At 61.5% G+C, this 16,937-nt stretch carries 14 protein-coding genes; 9 read left to right on the top strand and 5 right to left on the bottom strand.

Translation table 11 applies throughout. The features are described 5' to 3' along the window. Window positions 1-112 precede the first annotated feature (112 nt). Window positions 113-2,959 carry an aminomethyl-transferring glycine dehydrogenase gene (gene gcvP, locus HTT03_RS13885; protein ID WP_174860391.1) on the top strand — a complete coding sequence of 949 codons (2,847 nt, stop codon included), beginning with the start codon at window positions 113-115 and terminating at the stop codon, window positions 2,957-2,959. A gap of 32 nt (window positions 2,960-2,991) precedes the next feature. Here gcvP and HTT03_RS13890 read toward each other — a convergent pair whose 3' ends face one another. Next, on the bottom strand, window positions 2,992-5,520 hold the full coding sequence (locus HTT03_RS13890) for an ABC transporter permease (RefSeq protein WP_174860392.1): 2,529 nt from the start codon (window positions 5,518-5,520) through the stop codon (window positions 2,992-2,994). Then, entirely contained in the window at window positions 5,517-6,185 is a 669-nt protein-coding gene (locus HTT03_RS13895) for an ABC transporter ATP-binding protein (protein ID WP_174860393.1), read from the bottom strand. The genes HTT03_RS13890 and HTT03_RS13895 overlap by 4 nt, the downstream gene beginning before the upstream one ends. Before the next feature lie 49 nt (window positions 6,186-6,234). Between HTT03_RS13895 and HTT03_RS13900 the strand changes: the two genes are divergently transcribed. Beyond that, window positions 6,235-6,888 (top strand): arylesterase, encoded by a 654-nt coding sequence (locus HTT03_RS13900; protein ID WP_174860394.1) that lies wholly within the window; start codon window positions 6,235-6,237, stop codon window positions 6,886-6,888. A gap of 59 nt (window positions 6,889-6,947) precedes the next feature. Here HTT03_RS13900 and HTT03_RS13905 read toward each other — a convergent pair whose 3' ends face one another. After that, window positions 6,948-7,154 (bottom strand): cold-shock protein, encoded by a 207-nt coding sequence (locus HTT03_RS13905; protein ID WP_067623368.1) that lies wholly within the window; start codon window positions 7,152-7,154, stop codon window positions 6,948-6,950. Between the two features lie 328 nt (window positions 7,155-7,482). On the opposite strand from HTT03_RS13905, the gene HTT03_RS13910 reads away from it, so the two are divergent. Together HTT03_RS13910 and preA are read left to right on the top strand one after the other, a co-directional pair. After that, on the top strand, window positions 7,483-8,814 hold the full coding sequence (locus tag HTT03_RS13910) for an NAD(P)-dependent oxidoreductase (protein WP_174860395.1): 1,332 nt from the start codon (window positions 7,483-7,485) through the stop codon (window positions 8,812-8,814). Between the two features lie 25 nt (window positions 8,815-8,839). Then, entirely contained in the window at window positions 8,840-10,159 is a 1,320-nt protein-coding gene (gene preA / locus HTT03_RS13915; protein ID WP_174860396.1) for an NAD-dependent dihydropyrimidine dehydrogenase subunit PreA, read from the top strand. Between the two features lie 24 nt (window positions 10,160-10,183). Here the strand turns inward: preA and HTT03_RS13920 are convergent, their stop codons facing one another. Further along, window positions 10,184-10,678, bottom strand: a complete 495-nt coding sequence (locus HTT03_RS13920) for a hypothetical protein (protein ID WP_174860397.1) — start codon at window positions 10,676-10,678, stop codon at window positions 10,184-10,186. 116 nt (window positions 10,679-10,794) lie between these two features. After that, complete coding sequence (locus HTT03_RS13925; RefSeq protein WP_174860398.1) at window positions 10,795-11,418, bottom strand: TetR family transcriptional regulator C-terminal domain-containing protein; 624 nt, start codon at window positions 11,416-11,418, stop codon at window positions 10,795-10,797. 165 nt (window positions 11,419-11,583) lie between these two features. Between HTT03_RS13925 and HTT03_RS13930 the strand changes: the two genes are divergently transcribed. The 5 genes from HTT03_RS13930 to HTT03_RS13950 all read left to right on the top strand — a co-directional run bounded on the left by HTT03_RS13930 (window position 11,584) and on the right by HTT03_RS13950 (window position 16,932). Beyond that, window positions 11,584-12,834 carry a Zn-dependent hydrolase gene (locus HTT03_RS13930; RefSeq protein ID WP_174860399.1) on the top strand — a complete coding sequence of 417 codons (1,251 nt, stop codon included), beginning with the start codon at window positions 11,584-11,586 and terminating at the stop codon, window positions 12,832-12,834. 78 nt (window positions 12,835-12,912) lie between these two features. Further along, window positions 12,913-14,373, top strand: a complete 1,461-nt coding sequence (gene hydA, locus HTT03_RS13935) for a dihydropyrimidinase (protein ID WP_174860400.1) — start codon at window positions 12,913-12,915, stop codon at window positions 14,371-14,373. Window positions 14,374-14,447: 74 nt separating this feature from the next. Next, on the top strand, window positions 14,448-15,233 hold the full coding sequence (locus tag HTT03_RS13940) for an ATP-binding cassette domain-containing protein (protein WP_174860401.1): 786 nt from the start codon (window positions 14,448-14,450) through the stop codon (window positions 15,231-15,233). Beyond that, the gene (locus tag HTT03_RS13945; RefSeq protein WP_174860402.1) at window positions 15,233-16,093 is read left to right on the top strand and encodes an ABC transporter permease; all 861 of its coding nucleotides are present in this window, start codon (window positions 15,233-15,235) and stop codon (window positions 16,091-16,093) included. Before HTT03_RS13940 ends, HTT03_RS13945 begins: the two co-directional genes overlap by 1 nt. Then, window positions 16,093-16,932 (top strand): ABC transporter permease, encoded by an 840-nt coding sequence (locus tag HTT03_RS13950; protein ID WP_174860536.1) that lies wholly within the window; start codon window positions 16,093-16,095, stop codon window positions 16,930-16,932. Before HTT03_RS13945 ends, HTT03_RS13950 begins: the two co-directional genes overlap by 1 nt. Window positions 16,933-16,937 lie beyond the last annotated feature (5 nt).

A 16,937-nucleotide genomic window follows, 5' to 3' on the forward strand; every position in this document is an offset into this window, starting at 1 on the left:
TGGCCTTGGTGTCGGCGTGTCCGGCACCGCGAACCGACCGATTGCGTCGCCCCCCTGGGCGGCGCTTGTAAACAAGGGGGCGCCGCTGCTGCGCCGTGACGAGGAACCCGACATGAGCTTTAAGCCCACCGATTATTTGCCCTATGATTTCGCCAACCGGCGTCACATTGGCCCGTCCCCTTCCGAAATGTCGCAGATGCTCGACACTGTGGGCGCCGAAAGCCTTGATGCGTTGATCGACGACACGCTGCCCAAGGCGATCCGCGCCAAGGAGCCGCTTGATTTTGGTAAGGCGATGAGCGAGCGCGAAGTGCTGGAGCATATGCGCACGATCGCGGGCAAGAACAAGGTGCTCACCAGTTTGATTGGGCAGGGGTATCACGGCACCGTCACCCCGCCTGCGATCCAGCGCAACATCCTTGAAAACCCCGCCTGGTACACGGCCTATACACCTTACCAGCCCGAAATTTCGCAGGGCCGTCTTGAGGCGCTGTTGAACTTCCAGACCATGGTCAGCGATCTGACCGGGCTTGAGGTTGCCAATGCCTCGTTGCTCGATGAGGCCACCGCCTGTGCCGAAGCGATGACGATGGCGCTGCGTTTGGCCAAGTCGAAAGCCAAGGCTTTCTTTGTGGACCGCGACTGCCATCCGCAGAACATCGCCGTGATGAAAACCCGCGCTGAACCGTTGGGCATTGAAATCATCATCGGCGATCCCGACAAGATGGAGGCCGACAAGGTCTTTGGCGCGATCTTCCAATACCCCGGCACCTATGGCCATGTGCGCGACTTCACCGATCACATGACAGCTCTGCATGACGCCAAGGCGGTAGGCATCGTTACCGCTGACCCGCTGGCCCTGACCCTGTTGAAAGAACCGGGCGCGATGGGCGCGGACATTGCCGTGGGCAGCACACAGCGCTTTGGCGTGCCCGAAGGCTACGGTGGCCCGCACGCGGCCTATATGGCCTGCCGCGATTCTATGAAACGCGCGATGCCGGGGCGGATTGTCGGCGTCTCCATCGACGCTCATGGCAACCGCGCCTACCGTCTGTCCCTGCAGACCCGCGAGCAGCACATTCGGCGTGAGAAGGCGACCTCGAACGTCTGTACCGCACAGGCGCTCTTGGCGGTCATGGCGTCAATGTACGCCGTGTTCCATGGCCCGGAAGGCCTGAAAGCCATCGCGCAGCGCATCCACCGCAAGACTGTGCGTCTGGCGAAAGGGTTGGAGGACGCGGGCTTTAAGGTCGACCCAAAGGTCTATTTCGACACGATCACCGTCGATGTCGGCCCCTTGCAGGCCGCGGTGATGAAATCCGCTGTGGACGAGGGCATCAACCTGCGCCGCGTGGGCGAGACCCGCGTTGGTATTTCGCTAGATGAACGCACCCGCCCGGACACCATCGAAGCGGTCTGGCGCGCCTTTGGCATCCGTCAGGCCGATGACAACTTCACGCCAGAGTATCGTTTGCCCGATGCCATGGTGCGGACGAGCAAGTATCTGACCCACCCGATCTTCCACATGAACCGGGCCGAGACCGAGATGATGCGCTATATGCGCCGCTTGGCCGACCGCGATCTGGCACTGGACCGGGCGATGATCCCGCTGGGGTCTTGCACCATGAAGCTGAACTCAGCGGCGGAAATGATGCCGGTGACATGGCGGGAGTTTTCGCTGATCCACCCCTTCGTGCCTGCTGATCAGGCGCTTGGCTATAAGGAGATGATCGACGATCTCAGCGACAAGCTCTGCGAGATCACCGGCTATGACGCGATCTCTATGCAGCCGAACTCTGGCGCGCAGGGGGAATATGCGGGTCTGCTCTCCATCGCCGCTTACCACCGCGAACAGGGGCAGGGGCACCGCAACATCTGCCTCATCCCGATGAGCGCGCATGGCACCAACCCGGCATCGGCGCAGATGGTCGGCTGGAAGGTTGTGGTGATTAAGACCGCTTCCAATGGTGACATCGACCTTGATGATTTCCGTGCCAAGGCCGAGCAGCACAGTGAGAACCTCGCCGGTTGCATGATCACCTATCCCTCGACCCACGGCGTGTTTGAGGAAACCGTGCATGAGGTCACCAAGATCACTCACGACCACGGCGGTCAGGTCTATATCGACGGGGCCAATATGAACGCCATGGTGGGGCTCTCGCGCCCCGGCGATCTGGGCGGCGACGTGAGCCACCTGAACCTGCACAAGACCTTCTGCATCCCGCATGGCGGCGGCGGCCCCGGCATGGGGCCGATCGGTGTGAAAGCGCATTTGATCCCGCATCTGCCGGGCCACCCGAATGAAGATGGCGCGGCGGTCTCGGCGGCGCCCTACGGTTCGCCTTCGCTGTTGCCGATCTCTTGGTCCTACTGCCTGATGATGGGCGGCGACGGGCTGACACAGGCGACGCGGGTTGCGATCCTGAACGCCAACTACATCGCCAAGCGTCTCGAAGGGGCTTACGACGTGCTCTACAAAGGGCCGAGCGGACGGGTGGCGCATGAGTGCATCATCGACGTGCGCCCCTATGAGGAAACGGCAGGCGTGACCAACGAAGACGTCGCCAAACGTCTGGTCGACTGCGGCTTCCACGCGCCGACGATGTCTTGGCCGGTGGCGGGCACGTTAATGGTGGAGCCGACGGAGAGCGAGACCAAGGCCGAGCTCGACCGCTTCTGCGATGCCATGCTGGCGATCCGCGAGGAAATCCGCGAGATTGAAGAAGGCCGCATGGACCGCGCCAACAACCCACTTAAGAACGCGCCGCACACGGTCGAAGATCTGGTCGTGGAATGGGGTGACCGTCCCTACAGCCGCGAGCAGGGTTGCTTCCCGCCCGGCGCCTTCCGCGTCGACAAATACTGGCCGCCGGTCAACCGCGTCGACAATGTGCATGGCGACCGCAACCTGATCTGTACCTGCCCGCCGCTGGAAGACTACGCCGAAGCGGCTGAGTAATCAGACCACCAAGACAGCCAGAGGGCGCGGGATCATTCCTGCGCCCTTAGCATATCCGCAGGCCGGGCATTCAGCGCCTTCAGCGCAAAGCCCAAACCTGCCAAGACCGTGGCCAGCACCCCGCCTGCGATGATCATCAGCGCATTAGGCCAGACCACGGCGAAATCGGTTTCCATGACATAATGGCTCACCGCCCAGCCCCCGGTGATCCCGGCCAGCAGCGCCACGGCCCCGGCAAAAAGGCCCAGCAAAGCCGCCCGCAGCACAAAGCTGGCTGCGATTGCCCGACGTGACGCGCCCATGGTCTTAAGCAACGCCGCCTCATAGCTGCGCGCCCCGGTGCCTGCGGCTGCTGCGCCGATCAGCACCATGAAACCTGTCGCCAGTGTCGCCAAAGCGCCGAAGGAAATGGCCGAGGCGAGCCCTGCCAAAACCGCCGCCACACGGTCGATCGCATCCCGCACGCGGATGGCGGTGATATTCGGGTAGGCGCTTGCCAGATCGCGCAGGATCGCAGATTCAGCTTCCGGCTCGGCATAGACCGTCGAGATGAAACTATGCGGCGCGCCCGCCAGCGCGGCGGGGTTCATCGTCAGCACAAAGCCGATCCCGGCGGTGGAGAAATCGACCTCGCGAAAGCTGGTGATCGTGCCGGTAATGTCGCGGCCAAGGATGTTGACGCTGAGCGTGTCGCCCAACTCGACCCCGATCTCTTCGGCCTCTTCGGCGGCAAAGCTGATCTGCGGTGGGCCGTTGTAATCCTCGGGCCACCATTCGCCTGCGGTGATCCGTGTGTCCTTGCCCGGCAAGGAAGCATAGGTCACGCCCCGGTCACCGCGCACCACCCAATGGTCGCCTGCGACTTCGCGGGCCGGGCGGCCATTGATTTCGGTAATCACCCCGCGCAACATCGGGGCGCTTTCGATGCGGGACACGGCGGGGTCACCTTCGAGCCGCGCGGTATAGCCCGGCATCTGGTCCTTCTGAATATCGACAAAGAAGTAGGACGGCGCGACATCCGGCAGATTACCCGCAATCGCGCGACGCAGGTTGCCGTCGATCTGCCCGACAGCGGCCAGCACCGACAAGCCGAGCCCAAGCGCAAGCACGACCGCCGTAGCCCCTTCGCCCGGCCCGCCGATGGCCGCAAGCGCCCATCGCAGGCGCGGATGCCCGCGCGCGCCTCGGGCGGCGGCGCGGGCCAGCAGGCGCAAGAGCGCCGCTGCCAGCGCCAGCACCGTCAATGTCGCGGCCAAACCGCCGAGCGTCCAAAGCGTCAGAAACCACGAGCCGTTGAACCATCCCGCCAATGCCAGCAGCGCCGCCAGCAGCAATGCCATCGCCACGAGGTAGGGGGGCGCGGGCCATGGCGATTGGCGCTGCCAGTCATCGCGGAACAGGGTCGCGGCCCGCACATCAGCGCTGCGGGCAAGGGGCCAGAGGGTGAAAAGGGCGGCGGTCAGCAGGCCGTAGAGCGCAGCTTCGATCAGCGGGGCGGGGTAGATGGAAAAACGGGCGGGCAGGGGAAGGCGCGCCTCAATCAGGGGGGAAAGCAGGAGCGGCAGCCCTGCGCCGATCAGCAGGCCAAGCGCCACACCCATCACCGCCAAAAACCCGACTTGAATAAAATAGGTCTGAAAGATCGTCGCCCGAGACGCGCCCATAGCGCGGAAAGTGGCGATCACGGCGGTCTTTCGTTGCAGATAGGCGCGCACTGCTGCGGCCACGCCAACCCCGCCGACAGCAAGGCCCGAAAGCCCCACCAGCACCAAGAAGGCGCTTAGCCGTTCGATAAAACGCGCCACACCGGGCGCGCCGTTGCGGGCATCGGTCCAGCGCATCCCCGCGTCAGAGAAACGTTCTTTCGCTTCGGCCTCAAGCGGGTCGAGCGGGGTGCCTTCGGGCAATGCAAGGCGGTACTTGCTGTTAAAGAGCGTCCCGGCTGAGAGCAGGCCCGATCCGTCCAGAGCACGGCGCAAGACCATGGTGCGGGGGCCGAGCGAGAAGCCACTGGCCGCAGAATCCGGCTCGCGCTCAATCAGGGCGTTCAGGCGAAATTCAGCTTCGCCAAGCGCGAAAACATCGCCGGGGGAGAGGCCAAGCCGATCTGAAAGCGCCCGTTCCATGACCGCTCCGGCAAGGCCATCGGTGGGGGCCAGCGCCCTGTCGAGCGGCATGGCAGGGTCCAGCACCATGTCTCCGATCAGCGGATAGAGGTCGTCCACCGCTTTCACCTGCGTCAGCGCCCGCTCGGATTTCTCGCCACTGCCGACCACGGCCATAGAGCGGAATTCGACGATCTCGGACACCCGGTCGGCGCGCGCGGCCATCCAGTCGCGCTCCTCTGCGCTGGCAAAACGGTAGGTGAAATCCAGTTCTGCATCACCGCCCAGAAGGGCGGCACCTTCGGCTTCCAACCCCGCCTCGATCGCCGCGCGGATAGAACCGACAGCCGCCAGCGCGGCCACGCCAAGCGCTAAGCAGGCCAGTAGCAGGCGGAAACCGCGCAATCCGCCGCGCATTTCCCGGCGGGCGAAACGAGCCGCGAGGGGCAGGCTCATGCGATGCGCCCATCGGCCAGTTGCACCACACGGTCGCAGCGTTGGGCCAGATCATCGGCGTGGGTGACCAACACGAGCGTCGCGCCGTGGCGATCGCGTAGTTCAAACAGCAAATCCATGATCGCAGCGCCATTGCTACTGTCGAGACTGCCTGTCGGTTCATCCGCCAACAGAATCGCCGGGCGCGGCGCAGCAGCGCGGGCGAGGGCGACACGCTGCTGCTCACCGCCGGACATCTGGGCGGGGTATTGGTTAATACGGTGGCCTAGGCCCACGGTTTCTAGCTCCACGCGGGCGCGGTCAAAGGGGTCGTCCGCCCCCGAAAGCTCCAACGGTGTGGCGACGTTTTCCAGCGCGGTCATGGTGGGGATAAGATGGAAGGACTGAAAGACGATCCCCATTCGCCCCTGCCGAAACCTCGCCAGCCCATCCTCGCGCAACGCGCTGAGATCATGGCCAAGCGCCGTGACCTGACCGCTCGTCGCCCGCTCCAGTCCGCCCATAACCATCAGCAGCGAGGATTTCCCCGACCCCGACGCCCCGGTGAGCGCCATGCTCTCGCCCTGTTGGACCTCAAGCGAAATGCCGCGCAAGATATCGACGGTTCCGGCATTGCCCTTGAGGCTTAGCGTGACATCTTGAAGGTCATAGACAGGGTCGCTCATCGGGCCGCCTTTATTCTGGGTATCAGTTGGATATGGAGGTCCGTGAAGGATGCGCAAGGTATTGATCTGTTTTGCCTTTGTTTTAGGCAGCAAAGCCTATGCCGAAGAGGTGGTAATTGCCGCCTTGGGCGACAGTCTGACCCAAGGCTACGGACTGGCCCCCGAAGAGGGATTCGTACCGCAGTTGCAATCATGGCTGGACGCAAAGGGGGTTGAGGCCAAGATCGTTAACGCAGGCGTGTCGGGCGATACCACAGCGGGCGGCTTGGCCCGCGTCGACTGGACCCTGACGCCCGAGGTCGACGCAATGATCGTGACGCTTGGCGGCAACGACATGCTGCGCGGGCTGGACCCGGCACAGGCGCAGAGCAATATCGACGGTATTTTGGCGGCGGCAAAACAGGCCGAGGTGGAGGTGCTTCTGGTTGGCATGTCCGCGCCGGGCAATTATGGCGCGGGCTACAAGACCGAGTTCGAGGCGCTCTATCCGACATTGGCTAAACAGTATGACACGCTGTTTTACGCCGACTTCTTCACGGGATTGTTGGCGGAAGAACACAACGGCGCATCTGAACGCAGTGAGACAATCCGGCGTTATTTTCAAGGCGATGGCATCCATCCCAACGCCGAAGGCGTGGCTCTGATCGTTCAAGACATCGGCCCGGCGGTCGCGGAACTGGCAGCGCAGGCCACGCAAGACTAACACCCCGCAAACAAAAACGGACGCCGCAGCGTCCGTTTCTAATCTATCGGTCAGCCCATTTAGGCCAGCGCGATGTTGCTCGCGCTTTCGCGGCCATCACGGCCTGCTTCGACATCGAAAGTCACTTTCTGATTGTCAGCCAGACCGGTCAGCCCGGCGCGTTCTACCGCAGAAATATGAACGAAAATGTCCTTGCCGCCGCTGTCAGGCGCGATGAAGCCGTAGCCTTTTGTTGTGTTGAACCATTTGACGGTGCCAGTAGCCATGACCCGCTGTCTCCCTCTAATTGATCTGCCCGCAACATGCGGCAGCGCGGCTCGGTCGAATTCGTGATCGGTGGAGCCTTAGGGCAGCCGGGTCGATAAGTCTTCGCGTCGCAATTTCGATATTGGAATCCCTATTTTTAAAATCAAGGATTTTTCGCGCCGTCCCCGCGACCGGCAAGGATACGCGCATGTAATTTCATGAGCTTGTCACAAAAGCGGGCGCAAAGCGCCCTCTGCCCCGGTGAGCGATCCAAAAATTTACCAGTTGATAAAAAAATGATTCCGTGTGAGCATTTTTAAAACAGCAAAAAACAACAGGGATTTTGATATGGCACGAGATGTGTTTGAGCCGGGGATCGTTCCGGGGCGGTTAGAACCGCAGAACTACGTGGAGGGGTTTTCGGATCTTCATCCGCCCTTGGACGAACATGAGGCGCTGGTTGCGGCGGACCGCTGTTACTTCTGCCACGACGCGCCTTGCATGACGGCCTGCCCGACGGACATCGACATTCCGCTGTTCATCCGGCAGATCGCCACCGGCACGCCCGATGCGGCGGCCAAGACGATCCTCAGCCAGAACATCCTTGGCGGCATGTGTGCGCGGGTCTGCCCGACAGAGACGCTCTGCGAAGAGGTCTGCGTGCGCGAGGTGGCCGAGGGCAAACCGGTGTTGATCGGCCAGTTGCAGCGCTATGCGACGGATCATTTGATGGCGCAGGGCGTGCATCCTTTCGAGCGGGCGGCCCCCACAGGCAAGCGCGTCGCCGTTGTGGGCGCGGGGCCAGCGGGTCTGTCCTGTGCGCACCGTCTGGCGATGCTTGGCCATGACGTTGAAATCATCGATGCACGGCCCAAGCCGGGTGGGCTGAACGAATATGGCATCGCGGCTTACAAGACACCCAACGGTTTCGCGCAGGCTGAGGTCAATTGGCTCATGCAGATCGGCGGGATCACCTTCCGGCATGAGATTGCTGTGGGGCGGGATGTCACGCTTGAAGAGCTGAAGGCCGATTACGATGCGGTGTTCCTCGGCATGGGACTGGTGGGCGTGAACGCGCTTGGGGCCGAGGGCGAGGATAAGGCCGGGGTCGCCAATGCAGTCGATTTCATCTCGGAACTGCGCCAGTCGAGCGATCTTTCCGGCGTGCCAATTGGCCGTGATGTGGTGGTGATCGGCGGCGGTATGACGGCGGTGGATGCGGCGGTACAGGCGAAACTGCTGGGCGCGCTCAATGTGACGCTGGTCTATCGCCGTGGCCGCGACCGGATGAACGCGAGCGTGTTCGAGCAGGATCTCGCAGCGTCCAAAGGCGTGCGGATCGTGACTCATGCGGTGCCCATTGCTGTGCATGGCAACGGTGCGGTGCGCGAGATCGAGTTCGAATATGTCGACGAAGCGATGAAAGGAACTGGCGAGACCCTACGGTTGCAGGCCGATCAGGTGTTCAAGGCCATCGGTCAGACGCTCTTGGGCGACGGGTTGCCCGACCTCGACGGGCGTAAGATCAAGGTGGATGGCACCGGGCGCACCAGTCTGGAGGGCGTCTGGGCCGGGGGCGACTGCGCCAGCGGCGGCGATGATCTGACGGTGACTGCCGTGGCCGAGGGTCGCGATGCGGCGATGGACATTCACACCACATTGATGGGGGCGGCGGGCTGAGGCCGCGCCGAGAGGGAGACATAACATGGCTGATCTGAGAAGCGATTTCATCGGGATCAAATCCCCCAACCCGTTCTGGCTGGCCTCCGCGCCGCCGACGGATAAGGAATACAACGTGCGCCGCGCCTATGAGGCGGGTTGGGGCGGGGTGGTCTGGAAGACCCTCGGCATGGAAGGGCCGCCTGTCGTCAACGTCAACGGCCCGCGTTACGGCGCGATCTGGGGCGCGGACCGGCGTTTGTTGGGGCTCAACAACATCGAGTTGATCACCGACCGCCCGCTGGAAGTGAACCTGCGCGAGATGAAGGCGGTGAAGCGGGACTACCCGGATCGCGCACTCATCGCCTCGATCATGGTGCCTTGCGAGGAGGAGGCGTGGAAAGCGATCCTGCCGCATGTGGAAGAAACCGGTGCCGACGGGATTGAGCTGAATTTCGGCTGTCCGCATGGGATGGCCGAGCGGGGCATGGGCTCTGCCGTGGGGCAGGTGCCTGAATATATCGAAATGGTCACCCGTTGGTGCAAGATGTACACCCGGATGCCGGTGATCGTGAAGCTGACGCCGAACATTACCAATGTGCTCTACCCCGCCGAGGCCGCAAAGCGTGGCGGCGCGGATGCGGTGAGCCTGATCAACACGATCAACTCCATCACCTCGGTCGATCTGGACCTCTTTGCGCCAGAGCCGATGATCGACGGCAAAGGCACCCACGGCGGCTATTGCGGCCCGGCGGTGAAACCGATCGCGCTCAATATGGTGGCCGAGATTGCCCGCAACCCCGAAACCCACGGCCTGCCGATCAGCGGCATCGGCGGCGTCACCACATGGCGCGACGCGGCGGAGTTCTTGGCGCTTGGTGCGGGCAATGTGCAGGTCTGTACGGCGGCGATGACCTATGGCTTCAAGGTTGTGCAGGAAATGATTTCGGGCCTGTCGGAGTATATGGACGAGAAGGGCATGACCTCGGTTGACCAACTGGTGGGCCGTGCGGTGCCGAATGTCACCGATTGGAACCAGTTGAACCTGAACTACGTCGCCAAGGCAAAGATCGATCAGGATCTCTGCATTTCCTGTGGCCGCTGCTTTGCCGCCTGCGAAGATACCAGCCACCAAGCGATTGCCATGTCCGAGGACCGCACCTTTACGGTGATCGAAGAGGAATGCGTGGCCTGTAACCTCTGCGTCAATGTCTGCCCGGTTGAGGACTGTATCTCGATGGAGCCGCTGGCCGCAGGCGCGACTGACTTGCGCACCGGCAAGACAGTCACGCCCGACTATGCCAACTGGACCACGCACCCCAACAACCCATCAGCCAAGGTCGTTGAGGTTGAACCGGCAGAATAAAGCCGCGCGTCTGTGGCCCCGGTGTCAGTCTTTCTGAAGCACCGGGGCCGTGGGCAGCGGGTCTGGCATTTGATTTGCCATCTCGCGGGTTTGCTGGGCCGTGTCGATGACTTCGGCAGGTTGCGACATCCTATCGATCAGCGCCGCATCCCGGCGTGCATCGATCAATGCCATGGCCGCATCGCGGGCGATCTGCTCTATCCGGTCAGTCTCAAGTGGGGCCGCGCGGGCAGCGACGACGGAAGCCGGTGTGGCATCGGGGCTGCGTTGCGCCCAAACAGGCTGTTGGGCAATGGCGCCGCCTGCGCCGCTCCCACTGCCGGAATAGGAGGTCGATTGCCTTGAACCGCGCGCCTCCCGCCCGGCCTGTGCCGGTGCCACCGCCTCTGGTCCGGTTGCGGTGCCGATCGTCTCGGCCTGTGTTTGCCCCGGAGACGCCAGACTTGGCGATGCCTCGGAGCTCTGTGCCTGCGCCGTTTGCGGCGCGGCGAATGTATTGGTTAGCAGTAACGCACTCATATCTGCCCCTTTCACTTTGCAAAGGAGCCCTCACCCGCGTCCAATCTGCGCGGTGAATACTAACGCAAAGTAAATGCCGCTGATTTTGCTGAAGCGTGGTTAATCGGTGGCAGGGGTCAGCCCGGTTGGGCCAAGAGTGCGCCAAACATCGCCCGAAGATGCGCCAAAGCGCGGGGTTGCGGATCAGCCTCTGCGCCGAGCAAGACCCGCGCCTGCGCTTCAAAATCCGCATAATGCTGCGTGGTAGCCCAGATCGAGAACAGCAGATGCTGAGGGTCCAGCGGGGGCAGTTTCCCGGCGTCCACCCAGCCTGCAATGACGGCGCATTTTTCGTCAAACAGGGGTTTCAGGTGGCTGTGCAGCTCTGGCGAGATACGCGGCGCGCCTTGCAGGATTTCATTGGCAAAAAGCCTGCTTTCGCGGGGCAGTTCGACCGCCATCTTTAGCTTTCTGTCAATGTAGTCCAAAATCTCGCGCCGGGGGTCGCCATTGGGGTCAAGCGCCACCAAGGGGTCGAGCCATGTGTCCATAAGCTGTGACAGCAAGGTGACGTGAATGTCTTCCTTGCCGTCGAAATAGTAGAGGATGTTGGGCTTGCTCAGCCCGGCTTCGGCCGCGATCTGGTCTAACGTCGCGCCGCGATACCCATGCTTTGAAAAGACTTCGAGCGCGGCATCCAGAATCACCCGGCGGTTGCGAAGCTGAATCCGGCTGGGTTTCTTGACGGAGCTTTCAGGCAAGGCAGGCTCTTTCCTAGTGCTGCGAATAAAGGCGTTTCTCGGATCGCGGATGGGTTGTTTCAAAGCAGTTCTTGACAGACCATAACCTAATCGCAATCGTGGATTTACCAAATGGTAAAAAAACAACACGGCAAAAGCCGCGATAAAATGACAGAGGAGTGACCTATGCCCGCGCCCGGAGAGAACCTCAAGATTGATCCCGACCGTCTGTGGGATTCCTTGATGGAAATGGCCAAAGTTGGCCCCGGGGTGGCGGGCGGCAACAACCGTCAGACCCTGACAGATGCCGATGCCGAGGGCCGCGCGTTGTTCCAAAAATGGTGCGAGGAGGCGGGCTGCACGATGGGCCTCGACCAGATGGGAAATATGTTCGCCCGCCGCGAAGGCACGGACCCCGAGGCGCTACCGGTCTATGTCGGCTCCCACCTCGACACGCAGCCCACAGGCGGGAAATATGACGGGGTGCTGGGTGTATTAGGCGGGCTGGAAATCCTGCGCACGATGAATGATCTGGGGATCAAGACCAAACACCCGATTGTCGTGACCAACTTCACCAACGAAGAAGGCACCCGTTTTGCCCCCGCGATGCTGTCGTCGGGGGTTTTTGCTGGCATCCACACGCAAGACTGGGCCTATGCCAAGACCGACGCCGAGGGCAAAACCTTTGGCGAAGAGTTGGAGCGGATCGGCTGGAAAGGTGAGGAAGAAGTCGGCGCGCGCAAGATGCACGCGTTCTTTGAACTGCACATTGAGCAGGGGCCGATTTTGGAGGCCGAAGGCAAAGACATTGGCATCGTCACCCACGGACAAGGCCTAAGCTGGACCCAAGTGACGATCACCGGCAAGGACAGTCACACCGGCTCGACCCCCATGCCCATGCGCCGCGATGCCGGGTTGGGCATGGCGCGGGTGCTGGAAAAGGTCAGCGAGATCGCTTGGAGCCATGCGCCCCATGCAGTGGGAGCGGCAGGTCATATCGAAGTCTATCCCAACAGCCGCAATGTGATCCCGGGCAAGACGGTCTTTACCGTCGATTTCCGTTCGCCCGAGCTTGCGGTCATTGAGGATATGGAAGCCCGTCTGCGCACAGAGAGTCAGAAGATCGCCGACGATATGAAGTTGCAGATCGAGTTTGAGAAGGTTGGCGGCTTTGATCCGGTGGCCTTTGACGAAGGCTGCGTTACCGCCCTGCGCAATGCGGCGGAGCGTTTGGGCTACAGCCATATGAACCTGATTTCAGGCGCCGGGCATGACGCCTGCTGGATCAACCGCGTGGCGCCGACGGCCATGGTTATGTGTCCCTGTGTGGACGGGTTGAGCCACAATGAGGCGGAAGAGATCACTAAGGACTGGGCCAAGGCGGGCGCGGACGTTCTGCTGCACGCGGTGTTGGAGACAGCGGAAATCGAGGGCTGACATCTCGGGTGTTGGTTCGGGGGCCAGCCTCCGGACCCCCGAAGTATTATCGGCCAAAAAGAGAATGGGGAGAGAACAATGAGTAAGGTAATCAAGGGTGGCATGGTCTGCACGGCGGACCGGACGTGGAAAGCCGATGTCTTGATCGAAGGGGAGAAGATCAAGCAGATTGGCGAAGACCTGAAGGGTGATGAATATATCGATGCGGAGGGGGCCTATGTGATCCCGGGCGGCATTGATCCGCATACGCATCTTGAGATGCCTTTCATGGGGACCACGGCGGCAGAGACGTTTGAGACCGGCACATGGGCGGCGGCCTGTGGTGGGACGACGATGGTGGTGGATTTTTGTCTGCCGGGTGCTGATGGCTCAATTAAGAATGCCATCAACGAATGGCACCGCAAGTCGGCGCCGCAGATTTGCTCGGACATCGGCTACCACATGGCCATCACCGGCTGGGATGAGACCGTCTTTAACGAGATGAAAGACGCCGTCGACATGGGGGTGAACAGCTTCAAGCACTTCATGGCCTATAAGGGCGCGTTGATGATTGAGGATGACGAGATGTTCGCCTCCTTCAAGCGCTGTGCCGAGTTGGGCGCGTTGCCAATGGTCCATGCCGAGAACGGCGATCTGGTGGCCGAGTTGCAGCAAAAGTACTTCGATCAGGGCATCACCGGGCCGGAAGGCCACGCCTATTCGCGCCCGCCTGAGCTTGAGGGCGAGGCTGCGAACCGCGCGATCACCATTGCTGATACGGCGGGTGTGCCGCTTTATATCGTGCACGTTTCCTGCGAGCAGACCCATGAGGCGATCCGCCGGGCGCGGCAGAAGAGCATGCGGGTTTACGGCGAGCCGCTCATCCAGTTCCTGACGCTGGACGAGTCTGAGTATTTCAACAAGGATTGGGACCACGCCGCACGCCGCGTCATGTCGCCGCCGTTCCGCAGCAAAGACCATCAAGATAGCCTTTGGGCCGGGCTGCAGGCGGGCAGCTTGCAGGTGGTCGCGACGGACCATGCGGCGTTCAGCACCGAGCAAAAACGGGCGGGGCGCGATGACTTCCGGATCATTCCCAATGGCTCGAACGGGTTGGAGGAACGGCTGGCTGTGCTTTGGACAGAGGGGGTCGAAACCGGGCGTTTGACGCCGAATGAGTTTGTCGCCGCGACCTCGACCAATATCGCCAAGATCCTTAATATCTATCCGCAGAAGGGCGCGATCGTCGAAGGGGCGGACGCCGATATCGTGGTTTGGGACCCGAAGATCACCAAGACGATCAGCGCGTCGAACCACCATTCGATCCTCGATTACAACGTTTTTGAAGGCTTTGAGGTTAAGGCGCAGAGCCGCTATACCCTCAGCCGGGGCGAAGTGATTTGGGCTTGGGGCCAAAACAGCCAGCCGCAGCCGGGACGCGGGCGCTTTGTGCCACGGCCAGCTTTCCCCAGTGCCAACGTCGCGCTCAGCAAGTGGAAAGAGCTAAACTGCCCCAAGATGATCAAACGCGATCCGTTGAACATTCCGGCGGGGATCTAAGCGATGTAGACCCGTCTTAACACTCAGGTAAAGTGCCGCGCCAAAAGCGGCCGACCAACAGGGAAGTAAAATAAGTGCAAGAAAACCAGAGCGTGATCAGCGCCCGGAACCTGGATCTGACCTTTCAGACCAATGACGGGCCGATCCATGCGTTGAAAGACGTGAACCTTGAGATCAACAAGGGCGATTTCGTGAGCTTCATCGGCCCGTCGGGCTGTGGCAAGACGACCTTTCTGCGGGTCATGGCTGACCTAGAGCAGCCCACCGGCGGGGAGGTCACCATCAACGGGGTCAGCCCCGAAGAAGCCCGGCGTTCGCGGGCTTATGGCTATGTGTTCCAAGCGGCGGGGCTGTATCCGTGGCGGACCATCGGCGGCAACATCCGCCTCCCGTTGGAGATCATGGGCATCCCAAAGGCGGAACAGGCCGAGCGGGTCAAACGGGTGCTTGATCTGGTGGAATTGAGCGGGTTCGAGAAGAAGTTTCCGTGGCAGCTTTCAGGCGGCATGCAACAGCGAGCGTCGATTGCGCGGGCGCTGTCGTTTGACGCGGACATCCTGCTGATGGACGAGCCTTTTGGCGCGTTGGATGAGATCGTGCGGGACCACCTGAATGAGCAATTGTTGAAGCTCTGGGCGCGGACGGAAAAGACCATCGCCTTTGTCACGCACTCGATCCCTGAGGCGGTGTACCTCTCGACCAAGATCGTCGTGATGAGCCCGCGGCCCGGACGGATCACGGATGTGATCGAAAGCCCGCTGCCGCGTGAACGGCCCCTAGAGATTCGCGAAACGCCGGAGTTCTTGGAAATCGCGCATCGCGTGCGCGAAGGTCTGCGGGCCGGGCATGGGGACGATTGATGCGTAACATCATTCCCATTCTCACGGTCGTGGGCCTGCTGATCCTTGTCTGGTATGGCGCGGCGGTCGCGCTTAACGCGCAATGGGCGCGGGATGTGGCGGCGCGGGCGGATAGGACGCTAACGTTCTCGGAACTGGTGGCCGATACGTGGTCGCAGGAAAAACCCAAATTGCCCGCACCGCATCAGGTGGGGGCGGAGTTGTGGGAGACCACAGTGATGAAGAAAGTGACCTCGAAACGGTCGCTGGTCTATCACACATGGGTCACCTTCAGCGCGACCTTTCTAGGGTTTGTCATGGGGACCGCGCTTGGCACGTTGCTGGCCGTCGGGATCGTGTTTAACCGCACGATGGACATGTCTGTGATGCCGTGGGTCATTGCCAGTCAGACCATTCCAATCCTCGCCATCGCGCCGATGATCATCGTGGTGCTGAACGCGGTGGGGCTGTCGGGCCTACTGCCGAAGGCGATCATCAGCATGTATCTGTCCTTCTTCCCGGTGGTTGTCGGCATGGTCAAAGGGCTGCGCAGCCCGGACCAGATGCAGTTGGACCAGATGCGCACATGGCATGCGAGCGGGTGGCAGACGTTTTGGAAACTGCGGTTGCCCTCGTCGATGCCGTATTTCTTTACCTCGCTAAAGGTCGGTGTTGCGGCGTCGCTGGTTGGGGCCATCGTGGGTGAAATGCCGACAGGGGCTGTGGCCGGACTTGGGGCGCGCTTGCTGGCGGGCAGTTATTACGGTCAGACGGTGCAGATTTGGAGCGCGCTGATCATGGCGGCGGCCTTGGCGGCGGTCATGGTGGGGCTCATTGGATTGGTCCAGCGCATCACCTTGAAACGGATGGGAATGGCATGATGGGCTGGGTTCTTTTTGCGATTGTCGCCTGGCTGGTTGGGCTGTCGGTCAACATCTGGCTGGCGCGGCAAAAGCCGTCGCGTTGGGCAACACTGGCCTCGCCCATCGTTTTTGGCCTGACGCTGATCGCGGTCTGGGAAGGGGTGGTGCGCGGCTTTGACATCAATCAGGTGTTGCTGCCCGCGCCTTCAGTGATCGCGGCACGCTTTGCGACTTCGCTGGACATTCTGTGGATCGACTTTGTACAGACTGTCATTAAGGGGGCGCTGAGCGGCTATATCATCGGCTGCGGTGCGGCGTTTCTGACGGCGCTGGCGATTGATCGGTTCCCGTTCTTGCAACGTGGGCTGCTCCCAGTCGGCAACTTTGTCGCCGCGCTGCCGATCATTGGCATGGCCCCGATCATGGTGATGTGGTTCGGCTTTGGTTGGCAATCCAAGGCGGCGATTGTTGTGGTCATGGTGTTTTTCCCAATGCTGGTGAACACGGTGCAGGGCTTGCAGGCCAGCGATGCGATGCAGCGCGACCTGATGCGGACCTATGCGGCGGGCTATTGGCGGACCCTTTTGAAATTGCGGCTGCCCGCGGCGATGCCCTTTGTCTTTAACGGCCTCAAGATCGGCACAACACTTGCCCTGATCGGCGCCATTGTTGCTGAATTCTTTGGCTCCCCGGTGCTTGGCATGGGCTTCCGCATCTCCACCTCGGTCGGGCAGCTTGCGCTTGATCTGGTCTGGGCTGAGATTGTTGTCGCGGCAATAGCCGGATCGGCGTTCTATGGTATCATGGCCCTCATCGAAGGACGGGTGACCTTTTGGCACCCTAGCCAGCGAACATAAAAACG

It is taken from the genome of Sulfitobacter maritimus (assembly GCF_013346665.1).
Classification (GTDB): Bacteria; Pseudomonadota; Alphaproteobacteria; order Rhodobacterales; family Rhodobacteraceae; genus Sulfitobacter; species Sulfitobacter maritimus.

Coding starts and splice junctions, on each gene's coding strand:
- HTT03_RS13920 (WP_174860397.1), bottom strand. CDS start 10,678: ATGAGTGCGTTACTGCTAACCAATACATTCGCCGCGCCGCAAACGGCG.
- HTT03_RS13950 (WP_174860536.1), top strand. CDS start 16,093: ATGGGCTGGGTTCTTTTTGCGATTGTCGCCTGGCTGGTTGGGCTGTCG.
- hydA (WP_174860400.1), top strand. CDS start 12,913: ATGAGTAAGGTAATCAAGGGTGGCATGGTCTGCACGGCGGACCGGACG.
- HTT03_RS13905 (WP_067623368.1), bottom strand. CDS start 7,154: ATGGCTACTGGCACCGTCAAATGGTTCAACACAACAAAAGGCTACGGC.
- preA (WP_174860396.1), top strand. CDS start 8,840: ATGGCTGATCTGAGAAGCGATTTCATCGGGATCAAATCCCCCAACCCG.
- HTT03_RS13945 (WP_174860402.1), top strand. CDS start 15,233: ATGCGTAACATCATTCCCATTCTCACGGTCGTGGGCCTGCTGATCCTT.
- gcvP (WP_174860391.1), top strand. CDS start 113: ATGAGCTTTAAGCCCACCGATTATTTGCCCTATGATTTCGCCAACCGG.
- HTT03_RS13930 (WP_174860399.1), top strand. CDS start 11,584: ATGCCCGCGCCCGGAGAGAACCTCAAGATTGATCCCGACCGTCTGTGG.
- HTT03_RS13890 (WP_174860392.1), bottom strand. CDS start 5,520: ATGAGCCTGCCCCTCGCGGCTCGTTTCGCCCGCCGGGAAATGCGCGGC.
- HTT03_RS13910 (WP_174860395.1), top strand. CDS start 7,483: ATGGCACGAGATGTGTTTGAGCCGGGGATCGTTCCGGGGCGGTTAGAA.
- HTT03_RS13895 (WP_174860393.1), bottom strand. CDS start 6,185: ATGAGCGACCCTGTCTATGACCTTCAAGATGTCACGCTAAGCCTCAAG.
- HTT03_RS13900 (WP_174860394.1), top strand. CDS start 6,235: ATGCGCAAGGTATTGATCTGTTTTGCCTTTGTTTTAGGCAGCAAAGCC.